Genomic DNA, 24,611 nt, shown 5'->3' on the forward strand with positions numbered 1-24,611 from the left:
GGTGCACCCAGTGGCCGGGCAGTTGTTCCAGTCCTACTCAATCACGCCGGGGTTGCTCTGCGGCGTGCCGTTGGTCCAGGTCTCCTCGTCCTCGTGCAGGTAGTCGGCCCGCTTGCGGCGGTCGCGCTCGCTCCTGCCCGCGCCGCCTGCCGCACCGCCACCCATCATGCCGTTCTGGCCGGAACGAGACCCGCCCTCGGGACCGCCACCGCCGGCTCCGCCGGGACCACCCGCGCGGTTGCGCAGACCGCTGCCGCCCGGAGTGAACTCACCGCCGACGGTCGGTCCCTTGCGTCCACCGACCGTACCGCCGCCGGTGGACGTGAGGCCCCGACCACGCGAGCCGCCGGCGGCACCGCCGCCGCCCGCACCGCCGTGCATACCGCCGGCACCCATGCCGCCCGGGCCACCGGGCGCACCGCTCCGACCGGCCTGGGCCTCGCGCCCGCCGAAGACCGACCCGCCGCCCGTCACCGGCGCACCGTTCTTCGACGCGGCCGGGCCGCCGCCGAAGGTGCTCGGACGACTCGGGGTCGCACCACCGCTCTTGCTCTGGAGCGAACCGCCGCCCCCGCCGGGGAAGCCCGGGAAGACCGTCGGACCGGTACCGGGGAAGCCGGGGCCGCCGCCGGGGCCACCCGGAGTACCCGGAACACCGGGACCGCCGGGCGGCACGACGCCAGGAACGCCGGGGGTGGTCGGCCCCGGCACGGTCGGCAGCGTCGGCACGCTGTTGATGTCGGTGCCGGGCAGCGGCGGCAGGGTCGGGTGCGTCGGCACCGGCCCGGGCACGACGCCCCCGGGGTCGGTCGGCAGCGGCGGCAGGGTGCGCGGAGGCACCGGAACCGGAGTCGGTTCCGGACGACCCGGGTACTGCGGGCCGGGCGGGGTCGGCACGCTCGGAGGGGGCAGAGCCGGGCCCCGGTTGCGGTCGCCGCCGCTGGGCGGGCCGTAGCTTCCGCTACCTCCGTCCACCTTCGGGCTGCGGACGCTCCCGCCACCCGAGCCACGGCCTCCGGACCCTCCGCCTGTGATCTCCTCGCTGCCGCCGACGCCTCCGCCGTCCCCCGGCGAACCCGGCAGCTCAGGCAGCTTCAGCCCGTTCAGCTTGGTCGTCGCGGCCTCGTACGCCTGCCCCAGCTTCTCCATCTGGTGGATGGCTTCCTGGTGCGCGACCACGACCCGCTTCTGCGCCGCCTGGGCCTCGGCGGAGGACACCCAGGTGGGGTCCTCCTTCTTCATGATCGCGTCAGTCATCGCGGTCGGGTTCCCGATGCCGAGCAGGCTCATCGTCGACGGCTTCAGGGACGGCTGCTTGCCGTGCCGGTCGACCGTCGCGATGTCGGTCTTCGGGACCTCGGGCACGCCGGTCTTGGCACTGCTGAGCGCCTCGCCCGCCTCGACCATCGCCTCGCCGGCGCCCTTGGAGTACTCGCTGATCATCGCGGCCGACTTGTTCAGGTTGGTCGCCCAGGTCTTGAAGTTCTCGGCGGCCGGCCCCTCCCACTGAATCTGGCCCAGGTGCGCGGCCAACGCGCGGCTCAGGTCGTCCAGGACCCGGCCGGCCGCCTTGAGCTGAGTGCCCCGGCCGGTGACCTTCCCCGGATCCGTGGTGGCGACCATGGACTTGAGCTTTCCGTGCTCAATCCCCTCGAAGTTCGTTCCGCCTGCCATCACTTACTCCCCGTGTCGCTGAGACTCGCTTCCTGGACCACCATCAGAAAGTGCCGCCGCCCGTACTCGGCGCCGGCCCGTTCGGCCCCGCCGACGGGGTGTAGGTGCCCGCGTTCTTGGCGACGGCCTTCGAGGCGGCGGTTTGGTGCTCCTCGTTGCTCCCGTAGTTGACCGCCGTCTGCGCGACCGCTTCGCTCATCTTCGCGATCTGCTCGGCGAAGCTCTTCGACAGCTGGGCGATCGCCGCATGCGTCTTGTCGTACGCGGCCATCAGGTCCGTGGACTCGGCGAACCCCGTCCCGAGGTTCCCCGCGCTGAGCCTCTGCTCCGCGATCTTGTCCTTGGCCGCATCCGACCCCTCAAGGGAGGCCAGCAGCGCGTCGACCTTCTTCTTGAAGGCGGTCAGGGTCTCCAGCTCGATCTGGACGTTCTTGCTCCCGAAGGCGGACACCAGCGCCGAGGCGCTCACGTCCGTCTGGACCGCACCGATCGCGCTCTGGACGAAGCCGAAGATGCCGCCCCCGGTGCTGAGCACAAACGGCGTGTCGTCCAGAGGCGGCGTCACCGTGCCGTCCGTCGTCCCCGCCGCGCCGCCGCTCTGAGCCGCGTCTGCCACCGCAATCCCCTCTTCCCCCGTGTGCGACGCGCCCCGGGAGACACCCCGGCCACCGCACCGCAACACACCGTCAACTTCTCGGTCGTACAGTCCTACTCGGCGCACCGTCCGCCCTGTGGGACAGCCGCCGCCACGACCATCGTAGCCACCGCCCCTGACGGACGGGCAGGGCCCTTGCCGCGACCGAGCCCGATCGGTACGAACTTGACACGTACCGCCGGGCCCGGAGGCCGACCCGGCCCACCGGCTAGACTGGCCCGGTCCGGTTCAGCCCGGTACGACCTCATCTGCCGCGCAATGTCGCACAGCAGCGACCACCGCCCCGTTCACCCGCACGGGCGGCCTGCAGCGGAACGGACGTGATCAGGTGTCACCCGGGCAGTCAAGCACCCCCTGGTGGGCCAGGGCGGCCCGCCCGGCCCGGCCGCCGCTCCCGCTCGCCCTGATGCTCCGCGCGGCCGTCGGCATGGCGGCACCGCTGGCGCTCGGGCTGCTCACCGACCGCCTGGACCTCGGCGTCTTCGCAGGCCTCGGCGCGATGCACGCCACCATGAACGACCGGATCGAGCCGACCCGCCTGCGCGCGCCGCGGATCGCCTCCGCGGTACTCGCCTCCGCCCTCGGCATGCTGATCGGCACCGCCCTCCAAAAGGCCTCTCTCCCCGGCACCGGCACCACCCTCCCCGTCGCCGCCGCCCTCACCCTCACCGCCTTCGCCTCCGGCGCACTGAGCGCCACCGGCCCGCGCGGCTCGGCGGCGGGCATGCTGCTCCTCGTCTCCGCCGCGCTCGGCAGCGGCATGCCGCTGCCGAGCCCGTGGTGGGCCGCGGCGCCGACGATGCTGGCCGGGGCGGCGCTCGTGATCGTGCTCGGCCTGCCCCGCCGCAGCTACCGCCGCCCGCGCGCCGACCCGCGCACCCGCGCCCTGGCCGCCGCGTACGACGCACTCGGACGCACCCTCGCCGATCTCGGCTCGCCGCGCGGCGCCTCCTCCCGCCAGGTGCTGACGGCCCGTCTGAACCAGGTCCAGGACCTGCTCCCCCGCCCCCGCGGAGCCGAGCCGCCCCGCACCGCCGGGCTCCGACGCGTGTACGCGGCGGCGCTGGCCGCCACCGAGGCGGCCAGCGGGCTGCTCTGGGCCCGGCGGCCCGTCCCGCCCGAGGTCGCCGCCGTTCCCGGCCTGCTGGCCCGTGCGGTGGAGCGCGGTGGCGGCGAGGTGGCCGTGCCCGACTGGCAGCCGGACACGCCGTCCCGCCGGGCCCTGGACGCGGCCCTGCGCGCCGCCGCCGAGACGGTGGCCGGCCGGGAGGCGGGGCTCGGCACCGCGCCGCCACCGCCCCCGGATCCCTGGCGCCTCCGGGTCCGGCTGCTCTCCTGCGGCTCGGTCCGGTACGGCCTGCGGGTGGCGCTCTGCATCGCGGTGGGCGCGGCCGTCACGGCCGCGCTCCCGCTCAGCAGGAGCTACTGGGTGCCGATGACGATCGCCTTCGTCCTCAAGCCGGATCTCGGCTCGGTCTTCCTGCGCGCGGTCAGCCGCTCGATCGGCACGGTCCTCGGTGTGGCGGTCACGGCGGCCGTGCTGTCGGCCACCACCGACGCGTGGGCGCTGACCGCCGTCGCCGCGCTCTGCGTGGCGCTTCTCCCCTATGTCACGGCGGCGCACTACGGCCTGAACACCGTCGCCATGACGCCGATGGCCCTGATCCTGCTGCAGCTGGGCGGTCGGAGCGGCGCGGCCGAGTTCTGGCCCCGGGTGCTGGACACCGCGCTCGCCAGCGCCGTCGTGCTGCTCTTCGGCTGCCTGCTCTGGCCCGAACGCCCGCGCCACCGGATCGAACCCCGGCTGGTGGACGCGACCACCGCCCTCCAGTCCTACCTCTCCTCCGTCACCCGGGCCGCCGAGGACGCCGGGGCCACCGGGGCCGCCGAACCGGTCGCCGAGGTCTGGTTGCGCCGCACCGCGTACCGGGCGCTGGCGGACGCCCGCCAGGAGGTGCAGCACGGGCTCAGCGAACCGCCGCCGACCGGGCGGCTGGCCGAGCAGTGGCTGCCGGCGACCGCAGCGCTGGAACGCCTCAGCGGCGCGGTGGCGGCCCACGCGGCACAGATCCGGTACGGCGGCCGGGTGCCCGACCCGGTCGAGGTGGCCCGGGTCCGGCGGGCCCTGGACGAGCTCACCCGGGCCGCCCGCGAGCACCACCCGCCGACCCGGTCCGCGGCCCGCCCGACCCGGCCGCACGACCCGGCGCGCAGTGCGCTGGGCCGTGCGGCGGACGAACTCGAAACGCTCCTGCGGAACTGAGGGCGGACCAGAGAGCAGGACCGGGGGCGGTCCAGAGGCCCGCGCGGTCCTCAGACCTGCTCGGCCAGCTCCATCCAGCTCATCTCCAGCTCCTCCTTCTCCTCCCGGACGCCGCGCAGCTGCGTGTCCAGCTCGGCGACCTTGGAGAAGTCGGCGGCGTGCTCGGCGAGCTGGCTGTGCAGCTTGGACTCCTTCTCGTCCAGCTTGGCGATCTGGCGCTCCAGCTTCTGCATCTCCTTCTTCGCCGCCCGCACGTCCCCGGCCGACATCCCCGCGGACTCCGCCACCGGGGCGGGCGCCGCCGGCGCCGCCACCGCGGCCATCCGGGCCCGCCGCTCCAGGTACTCGTCGACGCCGTTCGGCAGCATCCGCATCTTCTTGTCGCCGAGCAGGGCGTGCACGACGTCCGTGGTCCGCTCGATGAAGAAGCGGTCGTGGCTGATCACGATCATCGAGCCGGGCCAGCCGTCGAGCAGGTCCTCCAGCTGGTTGAGCGTCTCGATGTCCAGGTCGTTGGTCGGCTCGTCGAGGAACAGCACGTTCGGCTCGTCCATCAGCAGCCGCAGCAGCTGCAGTCGGCGCCGCTCGCCACCGGACAGGTCGCCCACCGGCGTCCACTGCTTGTCCTTGCCGAAGCCGAACTGCTCGCACAGCTGGCCGGCGCTCATCTCCCGGCCCTTGCCGAGGTCGACCCGCGAGCGCACCTGCTCCACGGCCTGCAGCACCCGGGTGGCCGGGTCCAGCTCGACGACCTCCTGGGAGAGGTAGGCGAGGCGTACCGTCTTGCCGACCTTGATCACGCCGGAGACGGGCTGCACGTCCCCCTCCGAGGCGTACGCGTCGCGCAGCGCGCGCAGCAGCGAGGTCTTGCCGGCGCCGTTGACGCCGAGCAGGCCGATCCGCTCGCCGGGGCCGAGCTGCCAGGTGAGGTTCTCCAGCAGCAGCTTGGGGCCGGCCTTGACCGTGACGCCCTCCAGCTCGAAGACGGTCCGCCCGAGCCGGGCGTTGGCGAACTTCATCAGCTCGCTCTTGTCCCGCGGCTCCGGCACGTCGGCGATCAGGGCGTTGGCGGCCTCGATCCGGTAGCGCGGCTTGGAGGTGCGGGCGGGTGCGCCGCGGCGCAGCCAGGCGAGCTCCTTACGGGCCAGGTTCTGGCGCTTCTGCTCCTCGGTGGCCTCGATCCGGGTGCGCTCGGCGCGGGCGAAGACGTAGTCGGAGTAGCCGCCCTCGTACTCGTGCACGGAGCCGTTCTGGACGTCCCACATCCGGGTGCAGACCTGGTCGAGGAACCAGCGGTCGTGGGTGACGCAGACGAGGGCCGAGCGCCGGGCCTGGAGGTGCTTGGCGAGCCAGGCGATGCCCTCGACGTCGAGGTGGTTGGTGGGCTCGTCGAGGACGATCAGGTCGGGCGAGCCGAGCAGCAGCTTGGCCAGCGCGATCCGGCGGCGCTCGCCACCGGAGAGCGGGCCGATCACGGTGTCCAGGCCGTCGGCGAAGCCGGGCAGGTCGAGACCGCCGAAGAGGCCCTCGATGATGTCGCGGATCCGGGCGTCGCCGAGCCACTCGTGGTCGGCGCGGCCGGCGATCACCTCGTGCCGGATGGTGGCCTTCGGGTCGAGCGAGTCGTGCTGGGTGAGGACGGCCATCTCCACCCCGCCGACGTGGGTGATCCGCCCGCCGTCCGGCTCCTCCAGCTTGGCGAGCATGCGGATCAGGGTGGTCTTGCCGTCGCCGTTGCGTCCGACGACGCCGATCCGGTCCCCCTCACTGACGCCGAGGCTGACCCCGTCGAGAAGGGCCCGGGTGCCGTAGACCTTCGTGACGGACTCGATGGTGGCGAGGTTGACGGCCACGTGTGCTGCGCTCCTGGGGTTCGACGTTCTCGGGGAAGGCCCCGATCTCCCCAGCCTAGTGGGCCCGCCCTCACCCCGGCCGCCGAGCGCTCCGCCGCCCGGGCCGCCCCGGCCCGACCCCTCCGCCCGGCCCCTCCGCCCGACCCGGCCGCAACCGTCCGACCGCGCCGCCCCCCGACTGCCTCAGCCGCCGAGCACCTCGGCCCCCGGCACCGGCCCGTGGGTCGCGTGCGCGGTGCGGCAGGTGCCGGACCGCCGCAGCGCCTCGGCGACCGCGGCGGCGGAGTCGGCGTCCTTGGCGAGGAAGGCGCAGGTCGGGCCGGAGCCGGAGACCAGGGCCCCGATCGCCCCGGCCTCGGTGCCCGCCCGCAGGGTGTCCGCGAGCGCGGGCCGCAGCGAGAGGGCGGCCGGCTGCAGGTCGTTGGCGAGCGCGCCGGCGAGGGCGACGGCGTCGCCCCCGGCCAGGGCGGCGAGCAGGCCGGGGTCGGCGTCGGGGGTGCGGACGTCGGTGTCCGAGGAGCCGGTACCGGCCTCCTCGCGCAGGCGGTCGCACTCACGGAACACGGCCGGGGTGGACAGCCCGCCGTCGGCGACGGCGAACACCCAGTGGAAGGTCCCGCCGACCGGCAGCGCCTCCAGGAGCTCCCCGCGGCCGCGGCCCAGCGCGACGCCGCCGAACAGGGCGAACGGCACGTCGGAGCCGAGTTCGGCGGCCAGTTCCAGCAGGACCTCGGCCGGCGTCCGCAGTCCCCAGAGGGCGTCGCAGGCGACGAGCGCGGCCGCGCCGTCGGCGCTGCCGCCGGCCATGCCGCCGGCCACCGGGATGGCCTTGGCGATGTGCAGGCGGACGTCGGGTGCGGCGAGGCCGTGGTGGGCGGCGAGCAGCCCGGCCGCGCGGGCGGCGAGGTTGGTGCCGTCGAGCGGGACGGCGGCCGCGTCCGGGCCGGAGCAGGTGAGGGTGATCCCCGTGCCGGGCTCCCCGGCCGCCGCCGTGACCTCGTCGCCGAGGGCGACCGCGAAGAACACGTTGGCCAGGTCGTGGAACCCGTCGGCGCGCAGTCCGCCGACTCCCAGCTGCACGTTGACCTTGGCGGGGACGCGCACGGTGATGCTCACTCGGTGTCCTTCGCTGGTTTGTGCTCGGCGATCGCGGCGAACTGTTCCACCGTCAGCATCTCGCCGCGCAGCTTGTGGTCGATCCCGGCGGCGGCGAGCGCCTGCTCGGCCCCGGCCGGGGAGCCGGCCCAGCCGGACAGCGCGGCGCGCAGGGTCTTGCGGCGCTGGGCGAACGCGGCGTCAACCACCGCGAACACCTCCTTACGGCTGGCCGTGGTCTTCGGCGGCTCGTGGCGGATCAGCGAGACCAGCCCGGAGTCGACGTTCGGGGCGGGCCAGAACACGTTGCGGCCGATGGCACCGGCCCGCTTGACGTCGGCGTACCAGTTCGCCTTGACCGAGGGGACGCCGTACACCTTGTTGCCGGGCTTGGCGGCGAGCCGGTCGGCGACCTCGCTCTGCACCATCACCAGGGTGCGCTCGATGGTGGGGAAGGTCGCCAGCATGTGCAGCAGGACGGGGACGGCCACGTTGTAGGGGAGGTTGGCGACCAGCGCGGTCGGCGCGGGGCCGGGCAGCTCGGTGACCTCCATGGCGTCGCCGAACACCAGGTCGAAGGCGTCGGCCCGGTCGGGCATCCGGGCGGCGACGGTGTCCGGCAGGTGCCGCGCGAGCACCGGGTCGATCTCGACGGCGGTGACGTGCCGCGCGACCTCCAGCAGCCCCAGCGTCAGCGAGCCGAGCCCGGGGCCGACCTCCACGACGGAGTCCTCGGCCGTCACCCCGCCCGCCCGGACGATCCGGCGCACGGTGTTGCCGTCGATGACGAAGTTCTGCCCGCGCTGCTTGGTCGGCTTCACGCCGAACGCGTCCGCCAGTGCCCGGATGTCCGCGGCGCCGAGCAGATGGCTGTCAGGGGTGGGGTCGGTGGTGCTCACGCGCCAAGGATACGGGCGCGGCGGCCGCTCAGAGTTCGACGACCGCCGCGAGGTCGATCTCCACGGGGTAGGGCACGGACGTCCGCAGCACCCCTTCGTGCTGGGCGACTGGCAGGTAGACGCCCTTCTCCTCGTCCCGGTGGAACTCGTGGACGATCGGGAGGTTGTCCAGGCCGCGCTCGACCCGCCAGTAGTACGGGATGCCGGCCTCGGCGTACTGCCCGGGCTTGCGGAACCGGTCCGCGGCCCGTGTACCGGGCGAGACCACCTCCACCGTGAGCACGACGGCCCCGGGCGGGAGGCACTCCAGCTCGAAGACGTCGACACCGGTCTTGTCGAAGACCACCACGTCCGGCTTGGTCGTGTTGTCCTCGTCGAGCAGGACACAGCGTTCGACGTTCGCCGCGTACGGCGCGACCCGTGCGTTGAACACGGCCATGAACAGCCGGTCCCGCACCTGGTCGTGCCACTGATTCGTCTGCCCCCGGACCACGACGACTCCGTCCACCAGATCCCATTCGAACGGCAGGTCGAGGTCCTTGACCTGCTCGTACGTCCAGCCCTGGGACGGCGGATGCATCCAGTCGATCAGCTCGGCGGTCATCGCCACCTCCCTCACTGCACTCATGCTAGCCAGCCTAGGAGCGCCGGTGGAGTGCCGAACCGTTCCTGCACTCCCCGACGTTCGTTCGACCGGCGGGGCCGCCCGGCTCAGTACCCGAAGGCCCGCGCCGTGTTCGCCGCGATGGCGGTGGCCAGCTCGTCCTCGTGCAGGCCGAGCGTGTCGGCCATCGACCGCACCGTGACCGGGATCAGGTACGGGGCGTTGGGCCGACCGCGGTACGGGTGCGGGGTGAGGAAGGGCGCGTCGGTCTCGACCAGGACGCGGTCGAGCGGGGTGGCCGCGAGCGCGTCGCGCAGCGGCTGGTTGGCCTTGAAGGTGACCGGCCCGGCGAAGGAGAGGTACCAGCCGTGCTCGGCGCAGACCTTGGCCATCTCGGCGTCGCCGGAGTAGCAGTGGAAGACGGTGCGCTCGGGGGCGCCCTCCGCCAGCAGGACGGCGATGACGTCCTCGTGGGCGTCCCGGTCGTGGATCACCAGGGCCTTGCCGTGCCGCTTGGCGATCTCGATGTGGCGGCGGAACGACTCCTTCTGGATCTCCACGCCCTCGGGACCGGTCCGGAAGTAGTCCAGGCCGGTCTCGCCGACGGCGACCACCTGCGGCAGCGCGGCGAGCGCGTCGATCTCGGCGAGGGCCGCGTCCAGCGCGCCCTGCCCGCCCGCCGGCCGCTGCTGCCCGGACCAGCCGTCCGGGTCGCCCAGGAAGATCCGGGGCGCCTCGTTGGGGTGCAGCGCGACGGCCGCGTGCACCTGCTCGAACCGGGCCGCCAGCTCGGCGGCCCAGCGCGAGCCGGGCACGTCGCAGCCGACCTGGACGACGGTGGTGACCCCGACCGAGGCGGCGCGGGCCAGGCCCTCCTCGGGGGTGCCGGACTGCATGTCCAGGTGGGTGTGCGAGTCGGCCACCGCCACCGCCAGCGGGGCGGGCAGCGGCGGTGGGGTCGACCGGTCGTCGTCCTTCTTCGGCATCAGGAGGCCGGCTTCTCTTCCAGGCGCGGGAACAGGATGTCGCCCTTGGTGACGGTGGCACCGGCGGGAAGCCGGCCCCAGTCGGCCACGGTGGCGATGGTCTGCGCGGACAGCTCGCCGAGGCCCTCGGCGGCCCCCAGCGAGGTCCAGAGCTTCTCGGCGGTGCTCGGCATCACCGGGTTGAGCAGCACCGCGGTGGCCCGCAGCGCCTCGGCGGCGGTGTAGAGGATGGTCGCGAGGCGGGCGCGGCCCTCCTCGGAGTCGTCCTTGGCCACCTTCCACGGCTGCTGCTCGGTGAGGTAGCCGTTGACCTGCTTGACGAACTCGAAGACCGCCGCGAGGCCGCCGGCGAAGTCCAGCTCCTCGCCGATCTTCCGGTCGGCGGTGGCGGCCGCGGCGGTGAGCCCGTCGGCGACGGCCTGCTCGGCGTCACCGTGGTCGGCCGAGGCCGGCAGCGCGCCGTCGAAGTACTTGCCGACCATGGCCGCCACCCGTGAGGCGAGGTTGCCGAAGTCGTTGGCCAGCTCCGAGGTGTACCGGGCGGTGAAGTCCTCCCAGGAGAAGGAGCCGTCGGTGCCGAACGGGATCGCCCGCAGGAAGTAGTAGCGGTACGCGTCCACGCCGAAGTGCGAGGTCAGGTCGGTCGGGGAGATGCCCGTCAGGTTGGACTTGGACATCTTCTCGCCGCCGACCATCAGCCAGCCGTTGGCGACGACCCGCTTGGGCAGCGGCACGCCGGCGGCCATCAGCATGGCCGGCCAGATCACCGCGTGGAACCGCAGGATGTCCTTGCCGACCAGGTGCACCGAGGCGGGCCACAGCTCGGCGAACCGCTCCGGGTCGCTGCCGTAGCCGGCCGCGGTGATGTAGTTCTGCAGCGCGTCCACCCACACGTACAGGACGTGCTTCTCGTCCCAGGGCAGCGGCACGCCCCAGTTGAAGGTGGAGCGGGAGATCGAGAGGTCCTTGAGGTCCTGCTCGACGAAGCGCAGCACCTCGTTGCGGGCCGCGGCGGGCTGGATGAAGTCCGGGTTGGCGGCGTAGAACTCCAGCAGCTTCGGGCCGTACGCGGAGAGGCGGAAGAAGTAGTTCTCCTCCTCCAGCCACTCGACCGGCCGCTTGTGGACCGGGCAGAGCTTCTCGTCCTCGGTGGCGCCGTCCAGCAGCTCACCGGGGAGCTTGTACTCCTCGCAGCCGACGCAGTACGGGCCGGAGTAGCCGCCCTTGTAGATCTCGCCCTTGTCGTAGAGGTCCTGGACGAACTCCTGCACCCGGTCGGTGTGCCGCTGCTGGGTGGTCCGGATGAAGTCGTCGTTGGCGATCTCCAGGTGCTCCCAGAGCGGCTTCCACTCCTCCTCGACCAGCTTGTCGCACCACTCCTGCGGGCTGACGCCGTTGGCCTCGGCGGTGCGCAGGATCTTCTGACCGTGCTCGTCGGTGCCGGTCAGGTACCAGACCTTCTCGCCGCGCTGGCGGTGCCAGCGGGTGAGGACGTCGCCCGCCACGGTGGTGTACGCGTGGCCGAGGTGCGGGCGATCGTTGACGTAGTAGATCGGGGTCGAAACGTAGTACGCCGGGGTCTGGTCCCCGGTGGTGCTGTGTTCTGCAGTGGCCGCCATGGTCGGAAAGCTTAGTCGCGCGCACGGGCCGCCCTCGACCGATTACTTCGGGGGCGGCTCGGTGCCGGCGGTCGTTCGCGCCGGGGCGGCGGGCGGCCTCCGGCCGGTGCTCAGCCCACCAGTCGCGACCAGATCCGGGCCCAGCGTCCGCGCGGCCGGTCGGGCCGCGCCGCCGCCGGGGCGTCGGCCGGCTCGGCGTGCGCCGGGAAGCCGGGGGCGTGGTGCCAGGACTGGTCCGCGATGGCCACCCGGCCCTCGCGCATGATCCGGACGGTGTGCCCGCCGCAGCCCGGGCAGGTCGGCTTGAGCAGCGGGGACGGCACCCGGACACCGTTGGCGTGGTACTCGATCACGACGTGCCCGTCCCGGGCCGCGTGGTGCTCGATGTCGTACGCCTGCTCCCACCCGTACCCACAGCTCAGGCACGCGAAGGAGTAGGCCTCCCGGACGGTCTCGACGGGAGTGTGCGCCCGGCCCACCGGGCCGGGGTCGCTCAGCGCGTTACCACCGAGGGGGCTACCGATCGTCTCGCTCATAGCCGTCTCCCAGCGCCCGCCGGACGCTCGCCCGGCTGGGTCTTTCCATCCCAGGAAATGCCCGAACCGCCCCGGCCGATACCCGTCTTGTGAAGACTTGGACGCGGGTTGGGAATCCCTATACGAAAGGTGGGTTCCTGTCCGGAAAGCGCGACCAAAGCTTCAGCTCAGCGGGCGTTTAGCCCGGGCCTTCTCTCCAAGGTACGCGCCCCCGTCGGGCCCGGCACCCCCGGTTTTCACCCGCTTTTCAGGGCCGCCTCCCCCACCGGTTCCCGCGCCGCCTCCCGGCCCCGGCCGCGGACCTACTGCGCGGCCCCGCTCGCCGCTCCGCCCTTCGCCACGCTCGCCGCGCCGTCCTTCGCCTCGTTCTTGGCCGCGACGACCGCGTCGAACACCTCCCGCTTGGGCAGCGCCAGCTCGGCCGCCACGGCCGCGATGGCCTCCTTGCGGCGCTCTCCCGCCTCCTCCCGGACGGCCACCCGGCGGGCCAGCTCGGCCGGGGTCAGCTCCGTCGGACCGGCCGGCGGGGCACCCGCGACCACCACGGTGATCTCGCCCCTGACCCCCTCGGCGGCCCAGGTCGCCAGCTCCCCGATCGGGCCGCGCTTGACCTCCTCGTAGGTCTTGGTCAGCTCGCGGCAGACGGCCGCCGGCCGCTCGGCGCCGAACGCCTCGGCCATCGCGGCCAGCGCCTCCGCGATCCGGTGCGGGGCCTCGAAGAAGACCATGGTGCGCGGCTCGTCGGCGACCGAGGCGAGCTGGCGGGCCCGGTCCCCGGTCTTGCGCGGCAGGAAGCCCTCGAAGGTGAAGCGGTCCACCGGCAGGCCGGACAGCGCGAGCGCGGTGAGCACGGCGGACGGGCCGGGTACGGCGGTCACCTTGATCCCGGCGACCACCGCGGCGGCGACCAGCCGGTAGCCCGGGTCCGAGACGGAGGGCATCCCGGCGTCGGTCACCAGCAGCACCCGGGCGCCGCCGAGCAGTGCCTCGACCAGTTCCGGGGTCCGGCCGACCTCGTTGCCCTCGAAGTAGGAGAGCACCCGGCCGGTCGGGGCCACCCCGAGCGCCTGGGTGAGCCGGCGCAGCCGCCGGGTGTCCTCGGCGGCGATCACATCCGCGGTGGCCAGCTCGGTGAGCAGTCGGGGCGGGGCGTCCGAGACGTCGCCGATGGGGGTGCCTGCGAGAACGAGTACTCCTGTCACGGGCCCCATCCTCGCAGCTTCCGGGGGCCCGGGGCTTTTGGTGACGATTCGGGCAGCTTCGGAGGGAGCCGTCACCCGCTCATCACACGCCCCTACGATGTGGCGGATGAACGGCGACACGGCGGCGCAGACGCCCACTGGTACAGACCACACCCCGCAGGGTGGCGTCGGCGTGCCGGTCCTGACGGACCAGCCGTCCCCCGCGGTCCCGGGCCCGCGCGAGCCCGCGCACGACCGGCCGCGGCCGCCGCGCCCGGCCTGGCTGCGCGTCCTGGCCCGGCACGGCTACTCCGCGCCCGAGCCGGCCCCGCTGGCCGAGCGGCTGGTGCCGCCGATGCCGGACGGCCCGCGGGTCACCCCGCGCCGGGTCGAGCCCTCCGCGCTGCTGCTGCGGATCGGCATAGCCCTGCCGGCGGGCCTCTGGTCGTGGCTCTGCCGCTGGGCGGGCTGGCTGGGGCCGCTGGCGGTGGCACTGTTCGGCGGGGCGCTGCGGTTCACCGGCCTCGGCGAGCCGCACGCGATCATCTTCGACGAGACCTACTACGCCAAGGACGCGTACGCGCTCTGGCACGGCGGCTACGAGACCAACTGGTCCGACAACGCCAACCAGCTGATCATGACGCCCGGCGAGGCGGTGCCCTACCGCGGCGACGCCTCGTACGTGGTGCACCCGCCGGTCGGCAAGTGGATCATCGGCTTCGGCGAGCAGCTGTTCGGGATGAACCCCTTCGGCTGGCGCTTCGCGGTGGCGCTGCTGGGCACCCTGTCCATCCTGATGGTGGCCCGGATCGGCCGCCGGCTGTTCCGCTCGACCCTGCTGGGCTGCGTGGCCGGCCTGCTGCTGGCGGTGGACGGGCTGCACTTCGTGCTCAGCCGGGCCGCCCTGCTGGACCTGGTGGTGATGTTCTGGATCCTGGCCGCGTTCGGCTGCCTGCTGCTGGACCGCGACCACACCCGGGCCCGGATCGCCGCCCGCCTCGGCGGTGTCCAGGACGCCGTGCTCGCCCGGCGGATGAACCTGGGCTGGCGCCCGTACCGGATCGCCGCCGGCGTCTGCGTGGGCCTGACCTGCGCGACCAAGTGGAGCGGGATGTACGTGGCGGCGGCCTTCGGCGTCCTGACCGTGCTCTGGGACGTCGGCTCGCGCCGTCTGGCGGGCGCCCCCCGGCCGTACCTGTGGACGCTGGTCCGGGACACCGTGCCGGCCTTCGTGTCGATCGTCGTGGTCTCGGTGGTCGTGTACATCACCTCCTGGTGGGGCTGGTTCGCCAGCAGCACCGTGCCCGGCAAGGGCGGCTACGGCCGGGACTGGGCGGTCGGCCGGGACGGCGCGACCTGGATCCCCGAGGGCCTGCGCGCGCTGTGGCACTACCACTCCACGGTGTACGACTTCCACACCCACCTGACCAGCCCGCACACCTACCAGTCCAACCCGTGGAGCTGGCTGCTGGTGGGCCGGCCCGTCTCGTTCTTCTACGAGTCCCCGAAGGCCCGCCAGAACGGCTGCACCGCGGCCGACTGCGCCCGCGAGGTGCTCGGCATCGGCACCCCGCTGCTCTGGTGGGCGGGCGTGGTCGCGCTGGCCTACTGCCTGTGGCGCTGGGTCGCCCGGCGCGACTGGCGGGCCGGCGCGGTGCTCTGCGGCCTGGCCGCCGGCTACCTGCCGTGGTTCGCCTACCAGCAGCGGACGATCTTCCTGTTCTACGCGGTGGCCTTCGTGCCGTTCCTGGTGCTCGCGGTGACCATGCTGGTGGGCGCGCTGATCGGCCCCGCGCACGCCTCCCGGGACCGCCGGATCATCGGCTCGGCGGCGGCCGGGCTGCTGATCCTGCTGATCATGTGGAACTTCCTCTTCTTCTACCCCCTGTACACGGGGCAGACGATCCCGATGGACGACTGGCGCAAGCGGATGTGGTTCAACAGCTGGATCTGAGGGCCGGACCCGAGGGCCGGATCCGTCCGGACGTGGTGCGCGACACGTACCAGATCCGTCACAAGACCCCGGCATTTCGTCGGCGCACGGAGCTGGTCTGCCTACCCTGAGTCCCGAACGCGTATCCGGCCCTTCTCCGGCTGCGGCCAGTCGCCAGACCCTTGGGGGAGCAGCACCATGCGCAGAGGCGCGAAGATCGGCATCATCACCGGCGTGTCCGTCGCCGTGCTCGCGGGCGGCGGCTACGGGGCCTACAGCCTCGTGGGCGGGTCCGACGACTCCGACGCCTCCAAGGCCCCGAAGCCCCGCACGGTGGTCGCCGAGCCCCCCAGTGCCGAGCAGGCCGCGGCCGGGGCCAAGGACTTCCTGGCCGCCTGGGCCGCCGGTGACATCGCCAAGGCCGCCGCGCTGACCGACGACCCGGCGGCCGCCACCGCCGCGCTGACCGACTTCAAGGACAAGGTCAAGCCGAGCGGGCTGACCCTGGTTCCGTCCGGTCCGGCGACCCCGGCGGCCTTCGCCTCGGCCACCGGCACCCCCTCGCCGACGGCCGCCGCCAAGCCCCCGGCCTCCGGTACGCCGACCACCCCGGCCGCCACGGGCGCCCCGACCGACACCGAGTCGTCGCCCCCGGGCCCGACCGGCGTGCTGCTGGGCTTCAAGGCCAAGGCCGAGTTCGAGGGCACCAACAAGGCCTGGGACTACAACGGCTTCCTCAGCGTCGTGAAGATGAGCGACAACACGCCGTCCGTGCACTGGGCCCCGTCGGTGATCCACCCGCACCTGGGCCCGAACGAGGTGATCTCCACCCAGCCGGTGTTCTCCCCGCCGAGCAACGTGGTGGACCGCAACAACAAGCCGCTGCAGGGCGCCTCGATCACCCAGGCGCTGCTGACCACCCTGCAGGACAACGCCCGCAAGATCCTCCAGTCCGACCCGACCAAGGACCAGAGCGACGCGGGCAGCGGTGTGGTGATCACCGACGCCGCCGGCAAGGGCACCACCGACAAGCTGTTCACCATCGTCGAGCCCAAGCCGGCCAAGCCGTTCAAGGTGACCATCGACAACACGGTGCAGGCCGCCGCCGAGAAGGCGATGGCCGACCTCGGCGGCAAGCAGGGCTCGATCGTCGCCATCGAACCGAGCACCGGCCAGGTGCTGGCCTTCGCCAACGCCCCGGCCACCGGTCAGAACCGGGCCTTCACCGGCCTGCTCGCCCCCGGCTCCACGATGAAGATCGTCACCTCGGCCGCCCTGCTGGAGGCCGGGGTCAACACCGACACCGTGGTGGCCTGCCCGGCCAAGAGCAGCAACCCGCAGGCGATCCCGAACTCCTTCACCGAGGTGTACCCGAACAACACCCTCCAGCAGGACTTCATGATCTCCTGCAACACCGCCTTCATCGACCAGGGTCTGGCCAGCCTGAAGGGCGGCACGCTCTCCGCCACCGCCAAGGACGTCTTCGGCGTCGGCCTGGAGTGGAAGACCGGCCTGCCCAACACCGACGGCCGGGTGCCGGACGCGGGCTCCAACAAGGACGAGCAGGCCATGCAGTCGATCGGCCAGGGCAAGGTCCAGATGAACCCGCTGGCGATCGCCTCGGTCACCGCCACGGTGCAGAGCGGCGAGTTCAAGCAGCCGATCCTGGTCGCCGAGCTCCCGCAGCAGAAGGCCGCCCGCAACCTCGCCCCCGATGTCGCGGGCAAGCTGCGCTCGATGATGGCCGCCACCGCCAAGGACGGCACCGCCAAGACCGCGATGGCCGGGATCTCCGACAACGCGGGCGCCAAGACCGGCTCCGCCGAGGTGACCGGCATGGCCACCACCAACAGCTGGTTCACCGCCTACCGGGGCAACATCGCCGTCGCCGCCGAGGTGCAGGCCGGCGGCCACGGCGCCGACGCGGCCGGCCCGGCCGTCGCCGCCGTCATCAAGGCCGCCGGCAACCGCTGACCCGCCGCCGGGACCGGCCCGGCCCCTCCCCCGCCCCGGTGCTCAGCGCCGGGGCAGGGGCACGGTGGGCACCGCCCGGGCCAGCAGGCAGTTCGCCGGTATCCGCGGCCGCCCGCTCCAGCGGTGGGCCGCCAGCCGGGGCCAGATCACCAGCACGACCGGCAGCGCCAGGTACCCGAAGCGCCCCGCCGGCGCCAGCATGAACGCGATCGCCAGCCCCGCCGCCAGCAGGTCGGCGGCGGCGATCGCGGAGACCGGCGGACGGGCCAGCAGCCAGATCGCCACCCCGATCCCGCCCACCGTCATCAGCGCCAGCGAGACGGTGTGCCCGGTCGGCCCGAACCCGGCCAGCACCTTGCCCGGCAGCGGGCTCCCGGCCGGCGTCTGGATCGCGGTCAGCCCCAGCGGGAACCGCACCACCTGCTCGCGCAGCGCGTCCGCCCGGGTCAGCGCGGACGGCAGGATGACCGCCAGCCCGGCGCCGAGCGCGGTCAGCCCGGCCCGGGCGGCCGGCCGCCGCCCGTAGAGCCGCCAGAGCAGCAGCACGGCCACCGGCAGCGCCGGCCAGGCCGTCCACTTGAGGGTGCAGGCCAGCGCCAGCACCAGCCCCGCCTGGATCGTGCGGTCCCGCTCGGCCAGCGCCATGGCCAGACAGCAGACCCCGATCAGCGGCAGGTCCACCCCGCCGACCACCAGCGCCAGCGCTATCAGGGGCGACGCGGTGAGCACGGCCAGCGGCAGCAGCGGGGCGCGGTCCCGGGAGGGCCGCAGCAGCCGCCAGCTGGCCAGCAGACAGGTCAGGAAGGCCAGCGCGAACCAGATCCGGGCGTCCCCGAGCAGCTGCGCCACCGGGCCGCCGTTGCCCAGCACGGCGCGCGGCATCCCGAACAGCGTCATCGCCGGCAGGTACGGGTTGTAGTCGGTCACCACCACCGGGTGCGGCAGGTACGGGCTGCCGGTGGTGAGCAGCAGGTGCGCCGAGCGTTCGACCACCATCACCTCGGACTGGTGGCGGCCCTGCAGGGCCAGCATCGCCAGCGGCACCAGGACGGCGCCCAGCAGGGCGACCCCGGCCGCCACCCGGGCCGCGAAGCGGCGGGGCAGGACCAGGCAGAGCAGCCCGGCGAGGGTGTACGCGGGAGCCGCGACGGCACCCCAGAGCCGCTGGTTGGGCAGGTCGGAGACGACGGGGAAGGCGGCCGCCCAGACCGCCGCGATCGCGCAGCCGAGCAGTTGGACCCAGCGCCGCGAGGCGAGCCGGGCGTGCATCAGCCGTTCGGGCGGGGGGAGCTGGGGGCCCTCGCCACGCTGACGGGGGAACGGACGGGGTGCCAGTCCGCGGCGCAGGCGCTCGCGTCTGGTCGGCGGACCGGCCGCCGCGGGCGGGGTCGGTGTGCCGCTACGGCCGGTGAAGCGGCCGCGTGGGCGGGACGGGCCGGGCGTGCGGGTGCTCACCATGGAGGAAGGTTATGGGTGGGGGCCGCGCCCTGTCGCCATGTCGGGGCAGGGAGTGTCCGGTGGGCTTGGCGGGGCCGCCGGGGCGTGGTTCCGGCCGGCGGCCCCGCGAAGCGGGGGTCGGGTCTCAGCCCTTCGGGGCGTCGGCCGACTCGGCCTGCTGCTCCTGGTTCAGCTTGGAGTGCTTGATGCTGTAGCCGAAGTAGACCACCAGCGCGACGACGAGGGCGATCGCACCGGCCCGGAAGGTGTCGGCGTGCAGACCGGTGATCAGGTAGATGCAGAAGCCCACGCTGATCAGCGGGACGACCGGGTAGCCGGGCACCTTGAAGCCGCGCGGCAGGTCGGGCTGGGTGCGGCGCAGGATGATCACGCCGACCGAGACCACCGAGAAGGCGATCAGGGTGCCGAGGCTGGTGATGTCGGCCAGGACGTTCAGCGGGATGAAGGCGGCCAGCAGTCCGACGCCCACGCCGACCACGATGGTGTTCCAGACCGGGGTCCCGGTCCGCGGCGAGAGCTGGGCGAAGCGCTTGGGCAGCATGCCGTCGCGGCCCATCGAGTACAGGATGCGGGTCTGGCCGTAGATCACCACGAGGGTGATGCTGAAGATCGAGATGATCGCGCCGATCGCGAAGACCATCGCGGGCCAGCTCTGCCCGGTGATGTCCTGCAGGATCTGGGCGAGGCCGGCCTCCTGGCCGTCGAACTTCTCCCAGGGCTGGGCGCCGATGCCGACCAGGGCGACCAGAATGTACAGCAGGGTGACCACGACCAGCGAGATGATGATCGCCAGCGGCAGGGTGCGCCGCGGGTTCTTGACCTCCTCACCGGCGGTGGACACGGCGTCCAGGCCGATGAACGAGAAGAAGATGCTGGAGGCCGCGACCTGCACGCCGCCGATGCCCAGCGGCATGAACGGGGTCAGGTTGCCGGAGTGGAACCCGGTCAGGCCGACGCCGATGAAGAGCAGCAGGATCAGGATCTTGACGGCCACCATCGCCGCGTTGACCTTCACCGACTCGCTGACGCCGCGGATCAGCAGGATGCAGACCAGCGCGACCAGGATCAGCGCCGGCAGGTTGAACCAGTGGGTGCTGTCGGGCGCGCCGGAGACGGCCTCGGGGATCTGCACCCCGAAGGCCAGGTCGAGGAACTTGTTCAGGTACTCGGCCCAGCTCACCGCGATCGCGGAGGCCGAGACGCCGTACTCCATCAGCAGGCAGATGCCCACGCCGAACGCGACGCCCTCGCCGAGGGTGGCGTAGGCGTACGAGTAGGAGGAGCCGGAGACCGGGATCGCGGAGGCCATCTCGGCGTAGCAGAGCGCGGTGAGCCCGGCGGTGATGGCGGCGATCACGAAGGACAGGATGACGGCCGGACCGGCCTCCGGGACGGCCGTGCTGAGCACGAAGAAGATCCCGGTGCCGACGGTCGCGCCGATGCCGATCGAGGACAGCTGCCAGAGGCCGATCGAGCGCCGCAGGTGGATGCCGGAGCGTCCGCCCTCCTCGGGCGCACCGGCGGGGAGGGCGTCGCGGCCCTCGCTCTCGGCGATCAGGGTGGATACGGGCTTGCGCCGCAGCAGACGCGCGCCGAGGGTGTTGCTGGCCAAAACCTGATCCTTCTGGGCGGGGGAGGGTGTCCTAGGGCCGGACGGGACCTAGAGCGGCCGGTCACCAAAGATGCCGTGGGGTGTCATCGGGGACCAACCGAACAAAGATGGGACAGTACCCCGCGAAAGCACCAGTGTCGCAAACGAACAGTCACACCGCGCGCATTGTACGAATCGTCGCACCGCCCGGCACAAACCGGACACTTCGCAGGCGACAGATCCCCTGTCGAACGACTAAGCGGCAGGTCAGCGCCATCCGGGTGGCTCAACCACCGAGAACCGCCTGCATCACCGAGCGCGCGATCGGAGCCGCGAGGCCCCCACCGGTGACATCGGTGGCGTCACTGTCGGCGATCACCACGGCGACCGCCACCGGCGGCACCCGGTCCGAGCCGGCGGGCTTCGCCCAGGAGATGAACCAGGCGTACGGCGTGCCGCTGTTGTCCACCCCGTGCTGGGCGGTGCCGGTCTTGCCGCCGACCACCGCGCCGGCGATCCGGGCGTTGCGCCCGGTGCCGTTCTCCACCACGTCGGTCATCAGCCGCTGCACCTGCCCCGCCACCGCCGGGCTCATCGCCTGCCGGTACGTCGAGGGCTTCATCAGCTGCACCGTGGTGCCGTCGCTCCTGGTCAGCCTGTCCACAAGCTGTGGACGCAGCACCGTGCCGCCGTTGGCGACCCCGGCCGCGACCATCGCCATCACCAGCGGGGTGGCCGCGGTGTCGAACTGGCCGATCGAGGAGAGCGCGAGCTGCGACCGGTTCATCTCGGTGTCGAAGTTGGAGCGCGCCGCCCGGACCGGGGTGTCCAGCTTCGGGTCGTTGAAGCCGAAGTTCCCGGCCATCGCGACCATCCCGTCCAGGCCCACCTGCACCCCGAGGTAGCCCATGACGCTGTTGCAGCTGCGGACCATGGCGTCGTCCAGCGACTGGCCGGGCTCGTCGCAGGCGGAGGTGTCGTTGACCAGCGGGGTGGTGGTGCCCGGCAGCACGTACGGGTACGGCGCGTCCGTCGGCGCGTCGATGTCGGTGACCACCCCGTTCTCCAGCGCGGCCGCCGCGGTGACCACCTTGAAGGTCGAGCCGGGCGGGTAGGTCTGGCGCAGCGCCCGGTTGAGCATCGGCTGGTCGGTGTCGGCCTGCAGCCTGTTCCAGGCCGCCTGGTCGGCGGCGGAGGTGCCGGCGAAAGACCCGGGGTCGTAGGAGGGGGTGCTGGCCAGCGCCAGGATGCGGCCGGTGGCGGGCTCGATCGCGGCGACCGCGCCCTGCTGCCCGCCCAGGCCCCGCATGGCGGCCTGCTGGGCGGCCCGGTTGATGGTGGTGTAGACGTCGCCGCCCGGGTTCTGCCGGCGCGCGACGGCGTCCCAGACCGCCCAGCTCGCCAGCCGGCTGTCGGTCCCGGAGAGCAGCTCGTCCTCCGTCCCCTCCAGCTGGGTGTTGCCGTAGGTCTGCGAGGAGTAGCCGGTGACGGCGGCGTACAGCGGGCCGTCGGTGTAGGTGCGCTTGTAGTCGTAGCGTCCGCCGGTGGGCGTGGAGCCGGTGACGGTGTCGGAGCCGACCAGGATGTTGCCGCGCGGCTGCGAGTAGCGTTCGACGGTGAGCCGCTGGTTGGCGGCGTTGTGGTTCAGCTCCTTCGCCCGGAACACCTGCACCCGGGTGGCCTGGACGCACAGCGCCACGATCAGCACCAGGCAGAAGGTGCCGGCCCGGCGGCCGGTGACGGAGATCCCGGGCAGGCCCTGCGGGCCGTTGGTCGAGCCCTTCGGCCGGGCCGGCCGGTCGCGGCGGATCACGGGGCCTCCTCGGGGGCCGGGCGGCGGGCGAGGTCGCTCATCCGGACCAGCAGCGCGACGATGATCCAGTTGGTGACCACCGAGGAGCCGCCCTGGGCGACGAACGGCAGGGTCATCCCGGTCAGCGGGATGAGGTCCAGCACCCCGCCCGCCACCACGAACACCTGGAGGCCGACGATCGCGGCCAGCCCGATCGCCAGCAGCCGCCCGAACGGGTCGCGCAGCGCGATGCCGGTCCGGAAGCCCCGGGAGACCAGCAGCGCGTAGAGCAGGAACAGCGCGACCAGTCCGGTCAGGCCCAGCTCCTCGCCGATGGTGGCGAGGATGAAGTCCGACTTGGCGGCGAAGCCGATCAGGACGGAGTGCCCGTTGCCGAGGCCGGCCCCCAGCTCCCCGCCCCAGGCGAAGGCGAACAGCGACTGGGCGATCTGGTTGGCGCCCCTCCCGGCGGCGATCGAGCCGAGCGGGTCCAGCCAGTCGCCGACCCGGCTGTGCACGTGCGGCGAGAGCCAGCCGACCCCGACCGCCGCCACCGCGGCCAGGAACAGCCCGATGGCGATCCAGCCGCTGCGCGCGGTGGCCACGTACAGCATCACCACGAACAGGCCGAAGAACAGCAGCGAGGTGCCGAGGTCGGTCTCCAGGACGAGGATCCCGACGAAGGCCGCCCAGATCAGCAGCACCGGTCCGAGCACCCGCCCGCGCGGTAACTGGAACCAGAGCACCCGGCGGCCGGTGAGCGCCAGCGCGTCGCGGTGCACCGCCAGGTAGGCGGCGAAGAAGACCGCCAGCAGGATCTTGGCGAACTCCCCCGGCTGGAACGAGAGCGGCCCGATCGTGATCCAGATCCGCGAGCCGTACACCGGCGGGAAGAAGATCGGCAGGACCAGCAGGACCAGGGCGACCAGCGCCCCGCTGTAGGCGTAGCGCTGGAGCCGCTTGTGGTCGCGCAGCAGCAGGACGACGGCGATGAACAGCGCCACCCCGAGGGTCGACCAGAGCAGCTGGGTGGGCGCCGCGCCGCCGCCGGCGGTGGCCCGGTCCAGGCGGTAGATGACGACCAGCCCGACCCCGTTGAGCAGCACCGCGATCGGCAGCAGCAACGGGTCCGCGTACGGCGCCTTCCAGCGGACCACGGCGTGCGCCAGCAGCGCGAGCACGCCGAGCGCCGCGCCGTACTCGCCCGCGTCGGCGGGCACCGTGCCGTCGATGTTGACGCCGACCTCGGCGTAGCCGAAGACGGCGAGCAGCACCGCGGCCAGGACCAGCGCGAGTTCGGTGTTGCGCCGGGTCCGCACGGTCCGGCGCGGCCGGCCTGCGGTTCTCGTCACGGCGGAGGGAGTGGCCACGGACCGTCCTGCGGAGTTGGCGCCGACCGGGGGATGGCGATCGGGGCGGACGGGCCGCGGGCCCGTCCGCCCCGACGTGAGCGGCTGGTCGGGTCAGACCGGTGCGGCGCCTCAGGCGGGGGTCGGGGCGGCCTGCGCCCGGGACGCATCGACGGTCGCCTTCAGTTCGGCCTCGGCCTCGGCGGAGAGCGAGGTCTGGATGATCTTTCCGCCGTAGCGGGCCAGCGCGGGGACGACCTTGTCCGCGGTGGCCTTGCGGACCAGCAGGAACACCGCGGCGGTGCCCGGCTGGAGGTGCTCGCCGACCTCGCGCATGAACGTGTCGTCCACCCCGATGTCGGTGGAGGCGCCGACCGCCGCGCCCGCCGCGCCGCCGACCGCCGCCCCGAGGAACGGCATGAAGAACAGCAGCCCGATGACGCCGCCCCAGAGCGCGCCCGAGGCGGCGCCCGCGCCCGTGGTGCTGACCTGCTGGTGCAGCTTGATCCGGCCGTCGCCGCGGCGCTCCACGACGACGGCGTCCTCCAGGTCGATCAGCTTCTGCGTCTGCAGGCCGACCGCCTCGCTGCGCACCGCCTGGGCGGTGGCCAGATCCGGGTAGGCGATCGCGAAGAGGTTGCTCACGTGCGGGTCCTTCCAATCAGTCGGACATGCCGGCCGGGCGCGGGCGCCGGTGTAGCGGCGCCCTGCCCCGTTCGTCACCCTAACGAGCGCTATCCATATTTATTGGCTCTTCCATCCGGTGTGTCCCGCATTGAAGCGACGGCCCACGGCGGTCACCCCGGGCGTCGGCCGGCCAGCGCCGAGGACCCCGCCGCCCCCGCGGCCAGCAGCCCGGCGGCGAGCAGCAGTTCGAGCCAGGGCGTCGAACGGCAGCGCGGGCGGGAAGCGCTCCGGCACGTACGCCGCCCGCCCCGCCCGTACCGCTTGCCTACCCCGGCCAGCTCCATCCGCGCGCCCCCTCCGCCTCTCCCGGCCCGAAGGCTAGTCCGGCCCTCGCAGGACCGGCGTGAACATCCACACCCACGGCCGATCGGCCACCGGAGCCCGGAAGTTCACACCCGGAGCCACCCCGCCCGCGCGCTCCCCCCGCCGACCGTGGCGAACTGGTGCTCCCCGGGCCGGGCC

Annotated in this window: 18 protein-coding genes; 3 read left to right on the plus strand and 15 right to left on the minus strand. The window is 73.2% G+C overall.

Annotated elements, in window-relative coordinates; genetic code table 11:
* Positions 1-33: 33 nt before the first annotated feature.
* Complete coding sequence (locus ACFVVX_RS06210; RefSeq protein ID WP_387941970.1) at positions 34-1,674, minus strand: WXG100 family type VII secretion target; 1,641 nt, start codon at positions 1,672-1,674, stop codon at positions 34-36.
* A 43-nt stretch (positions 1,675-1,717) separates the two neighbouring features.
* Positions 1,718-2,290, minus strand: a complete 573-nt coding sequence (locus ACFVVX_RS06215) for a hypothetical protein (protein ID WP_387941972.1) — start codon at positions 2,288-2,290, stop codon at positions 1,718-1,720.
* A 367-nt stretch (positions 2,291-2,657) separates the two neighbouring features.
* Here ACFVVX_RS06215 and ACFVVX_RS06220 point away from each other — a divergent pair, with 367 nt between their 5' ends.
* Positions 2,658-4,592: an FUSC family protein gene (locus tag ACFVVX_RS06220; RefSeq protein ID WP_387941974.1), complete on the plus strand. Its 1,935-nt coding sequence runs from the start codon at positions 2,658-2,660 to the stop codon at positions 4,590-4,592.
* A gap of 50 nt (positions 4,593-4,642) precedes the next feature.
* Here ACFVVX_RS06220 and ACFVVX_RS06225 read toward each other — a convergent pair whose 3' ends face one another.
* The 8 genes from ACFVVX_RS06225 to rsmI all read right to left on the minus strand — a co-directional run bounded on the left by ACFVVX_RS06225 (position 4,643) and on the right by rsmI (position 13,386).
* On the minus strand, positions 4,643-6,445 hold the full coding sequence (locus tag ACFVVX_RS06225; protein ID WP_387941976.1) for an ABC-F family ATP-binding cassette domain-containing protein: 1,803 nt from the start codon (positions 6,443-6,445) through the stop codon (positions 4,643-4,645).
* Positions 6,446-6,628: 183 nt separating this feature from the next.
* Positions 6,629-7,561 (minus strand): 4-(cytidine 5'-diphospho)-2-C-methyl-D-erythritol kinase, encoded by a 933-nt coding sequence (locus ACFVVX_RS06230; protein WP_387941978.1) that lies wholly within the window; start codon positions 7,559-7,561, stop codon positions 6,629-6,631.
* The gene (rsmA, locus tag ACFVVX_RS06235; RefSeq protein ID WP_387941980.1) at positions 7,558-8,439 is read right to left on the minus strand and encodes a 16S rRNA (adenine(1518)-N(6)/adenine(1519)-N(6))-dimethyltransferase RsmA; all 882 of its coding nucleotides are present in this window, start codon (positions 8,437-8,439) and stop codon (positions 7,558-7,560) included. Before rsmA ends, ACFVVX_RS06230 begins: the two co-directional genes overlap by 4 nt.
* Before the next feature lie 28 nt (positions 8,440-8,467).
* On the minus strand, positions 8,468-9,067 hold the full coding sequence (locus ACFVVX_RS06240) for a Uma2 family endonuclease (protein ID WP_387941982.1): 600 nt from the start codon (positions 9,065-9,067) through the stop codon (positions 8,468-8,470).
* An 83-nt stretch (positions 9,068-9,150) separates the two neighbouring features.
* A complete protein-coding gene (locus tag ACFVVX_RS06245; RefSeq protein ID WP_387941984.1) occupies positions 9,151-10,029 on the minus strand; it encodes a TatD family hydrolase in 879 nt (292 codons plus the stop codon).
* On the minus strand, positions 10,029-11,648 hold the full coding sequence (gene metG, locus ACFVVX_RS06250; RefSeq protein ID WP_387941986.1) for a methionine--tRNA ligase: 1,620 nt from the start codon (positions 11,646-11,648) through the stop codon (positions 10,029-10,031). The genes ACFVVX_RS06245 and metG overlap by 1 nt, the downstream gene beginning before the upstream one ends.
* Before the next feature lie 110 nt (positions 11,649-11,758).
* Positions 11,759-12,184: a hypothetical protein gene (locus tag ACFVVX_RS06255; protein ID WP_387941988.1), complete on the minus strand. Its 426-nt coding sequence runs from the start codon at positions 12,182-12,184 to the stop codon at positions 11,759-11,761.
* Positions 12,185-12,486: 302 nt separating this feature from the next.
* Entirely contained in the window at positions 12,487-13,386 is a 900-nt protein-coding gene (rsmI, locus tag ACFVVX_RS06260; RefSeq protein WP_387941990.1) for a 16S rRNA (cytidine(1402)-2'-O)-methyltransferase, read from the minus strand.
* Positions 13,387-13,492: 106 nt separating this feature from the next.
* Between rsmI and ACFVVX_RS06265 the strand changes: the two genes are divergently transcribed.
* Together ACFVVX_RS06265 and ACFVVX_RS06270 are read left to right on the plus strand one after the other, a co-directional pair.
* Positions 13,493-15,319, plus strand: a complete 1,827-nt coding sequence (locus ACFVVX_RS06265) for a phospholipid carrier-dependent glycosyltransferase (RefSeq protein ID WP_387941992.1) — start codon at positions 13,493-13,495, stop codon at positions 15,317-15,319.
* A 177-nt stretch (positions 15,320-15,496) separates the two neighbouring features.
* Positions 15,497-17,272: a penicillin-binding transpeptidase domain-containing protein gene (locus ACFVVX_RS06270; protein WP_387941994.1), complete on the plus strand. Its 1,776-nt coding sequence runs from the start codon at positions 15,497-15,499 to the stop codon at positions 17,270-17,272.
* Positions 17,273-17,314: 42 nt separating this feature from the next.
* Here the strand turns inward: ACFVVX_RS06270 and ACFVVX_RS06275 are convergent, their stop codons facing one another.
* From ACFVVX_RS06275 to ACFVVX_RS06295, 5 genes are all read right to left on the minus strand, one after another.
* Entirely contained in the window at positions 17,315-18,730 is a 1,416-nt protein-coding gene (locus ACFVVX_RS06275; protein ID WP_387941996.1) for a glycosyltransferase 87 family protein, read from the minus strand.
* 124 nt (positions 18,731-18,854) lie between these two features.
* The gene (locus ACFVVX_RS06280; protein WP_387941998.1) at positions 18,855-20,342 is read right to left on the minus strand and encodes an amino acid permease; all 1,488 of its coding nucleotides are present in this window, start codon (positions 20,340-20,342) and stop codon (positions 18,855-18,857) included.
* Between the two features lie 265 nt (positions 20,343-20,607).
* Positions 20,608-22,068, minus strand: a complete 1,461-nt coding sequence (locus ACFVVX_RS06285) for a penicillin-binding transpeptidase domain-containing protein (protein WP_387942511.1) — start codon at positions 22,066-22,068, stop codon at positions 20,608-20,610.
* 62 nt (positions 22,069-22,130) lie between these two features.
* Complete coding sequence (locus tag ACFVVX_RS06290) at positions 22,131-23,465, minus strand: FtsW/RodA/SpoVE family cell cycle protein (protein ID WP_387942000.1); 1,335 nt, start codon at positions 23,463-23,465, stop codon at positions 22,131-22,133.
* A gap of 129 nt (positions 23,466-23,594) precedes the next feature.
* Positions 23,595-24,107: a DUF1269 domain-containing protein gene (locus tag ACFVVX_RS06295; RefSeq protein ID WP_387942002.1), complete on the minus strand. Its 513-nt coding sequence runs from the start codon at positions 24,105-24,107 to the stop codon at positions 23,595-23,597.
* Positions 24,108-24,611: the final 504 nt, after the last annotated feature.

This window comes from Kitasatospora sp. NPDC058170, assembly GCF_042883905.1.
GTDB lineage: Bacteria > Actinomycetota > Actinomycetes > Streptomycetales > Streptomycetaceae > Kitasatospora.

What these genes read in the sequence shown, in the direction of transcription:
- ACFVVX_RS06210 (WP_387941970.1), bottom strand. Translation starts at nt 1,674, where the DNA reads ATGGCAGGCGGAACGAACTTCGAGGGGATTGAGCACGGAAAGCTCAAG.
- ACFVVX_RS06240 (WP_387941982.1), bottom strand. Translation starts at nt 9,067, where the DNA reads ATGAGTGCAGTGAGGGAGGTGGCGATGACCGCCGAGCTGATCGACTGG.
- ACFVVX_RS06245 (WP_387941984.1), bottom strand. Translation starts at nt 10,029, where the DNA reads ATGCCGAAGAAGGACGACGACCGGTCGACCCCACCGCCGCTGCCCGCC.
- metG (WP_387941986.1), bottom strand. Translation starts at nt 11,648, where the DNA reads ATGGCGGCCACTGCAGAACACAGCACCACCGGGGACCAGACCCCGGCG.
- ACFVVX_RS06255 (WP_387941988.1), bottom strand. Translation starts at nt 12,184, where the DNA reads ATGAGCGAGACGATCGGTAGCCCCCTCGGTGGTAACGCGCTGAGCGAC.
- ACFVVX_RS06265 (WP_387941992.1), top strand. Translation starts at nt 13,493, where the DNA reads ATGAACGGCGACACGGCGGCGCAGACGCCCACTGGTACAGACCACACC.
- ACFVVX_RS06270 (WP_387941994.1), top strand. Translation starts at nt 15,497, where the DNA reads ATGCGCAGAGGCGCGAAGATCGGCATCATCACCGGCGTGTCCGTCGCC.
- ACFVVX_RS06275 (WP_387941996.1), bottom strand. Translation starts at nt 18,730, where the DNA reads ATGGTGAGCACCCGCACGCCCGGCCCGTCCCGCCCACGCGGCCGCTTC.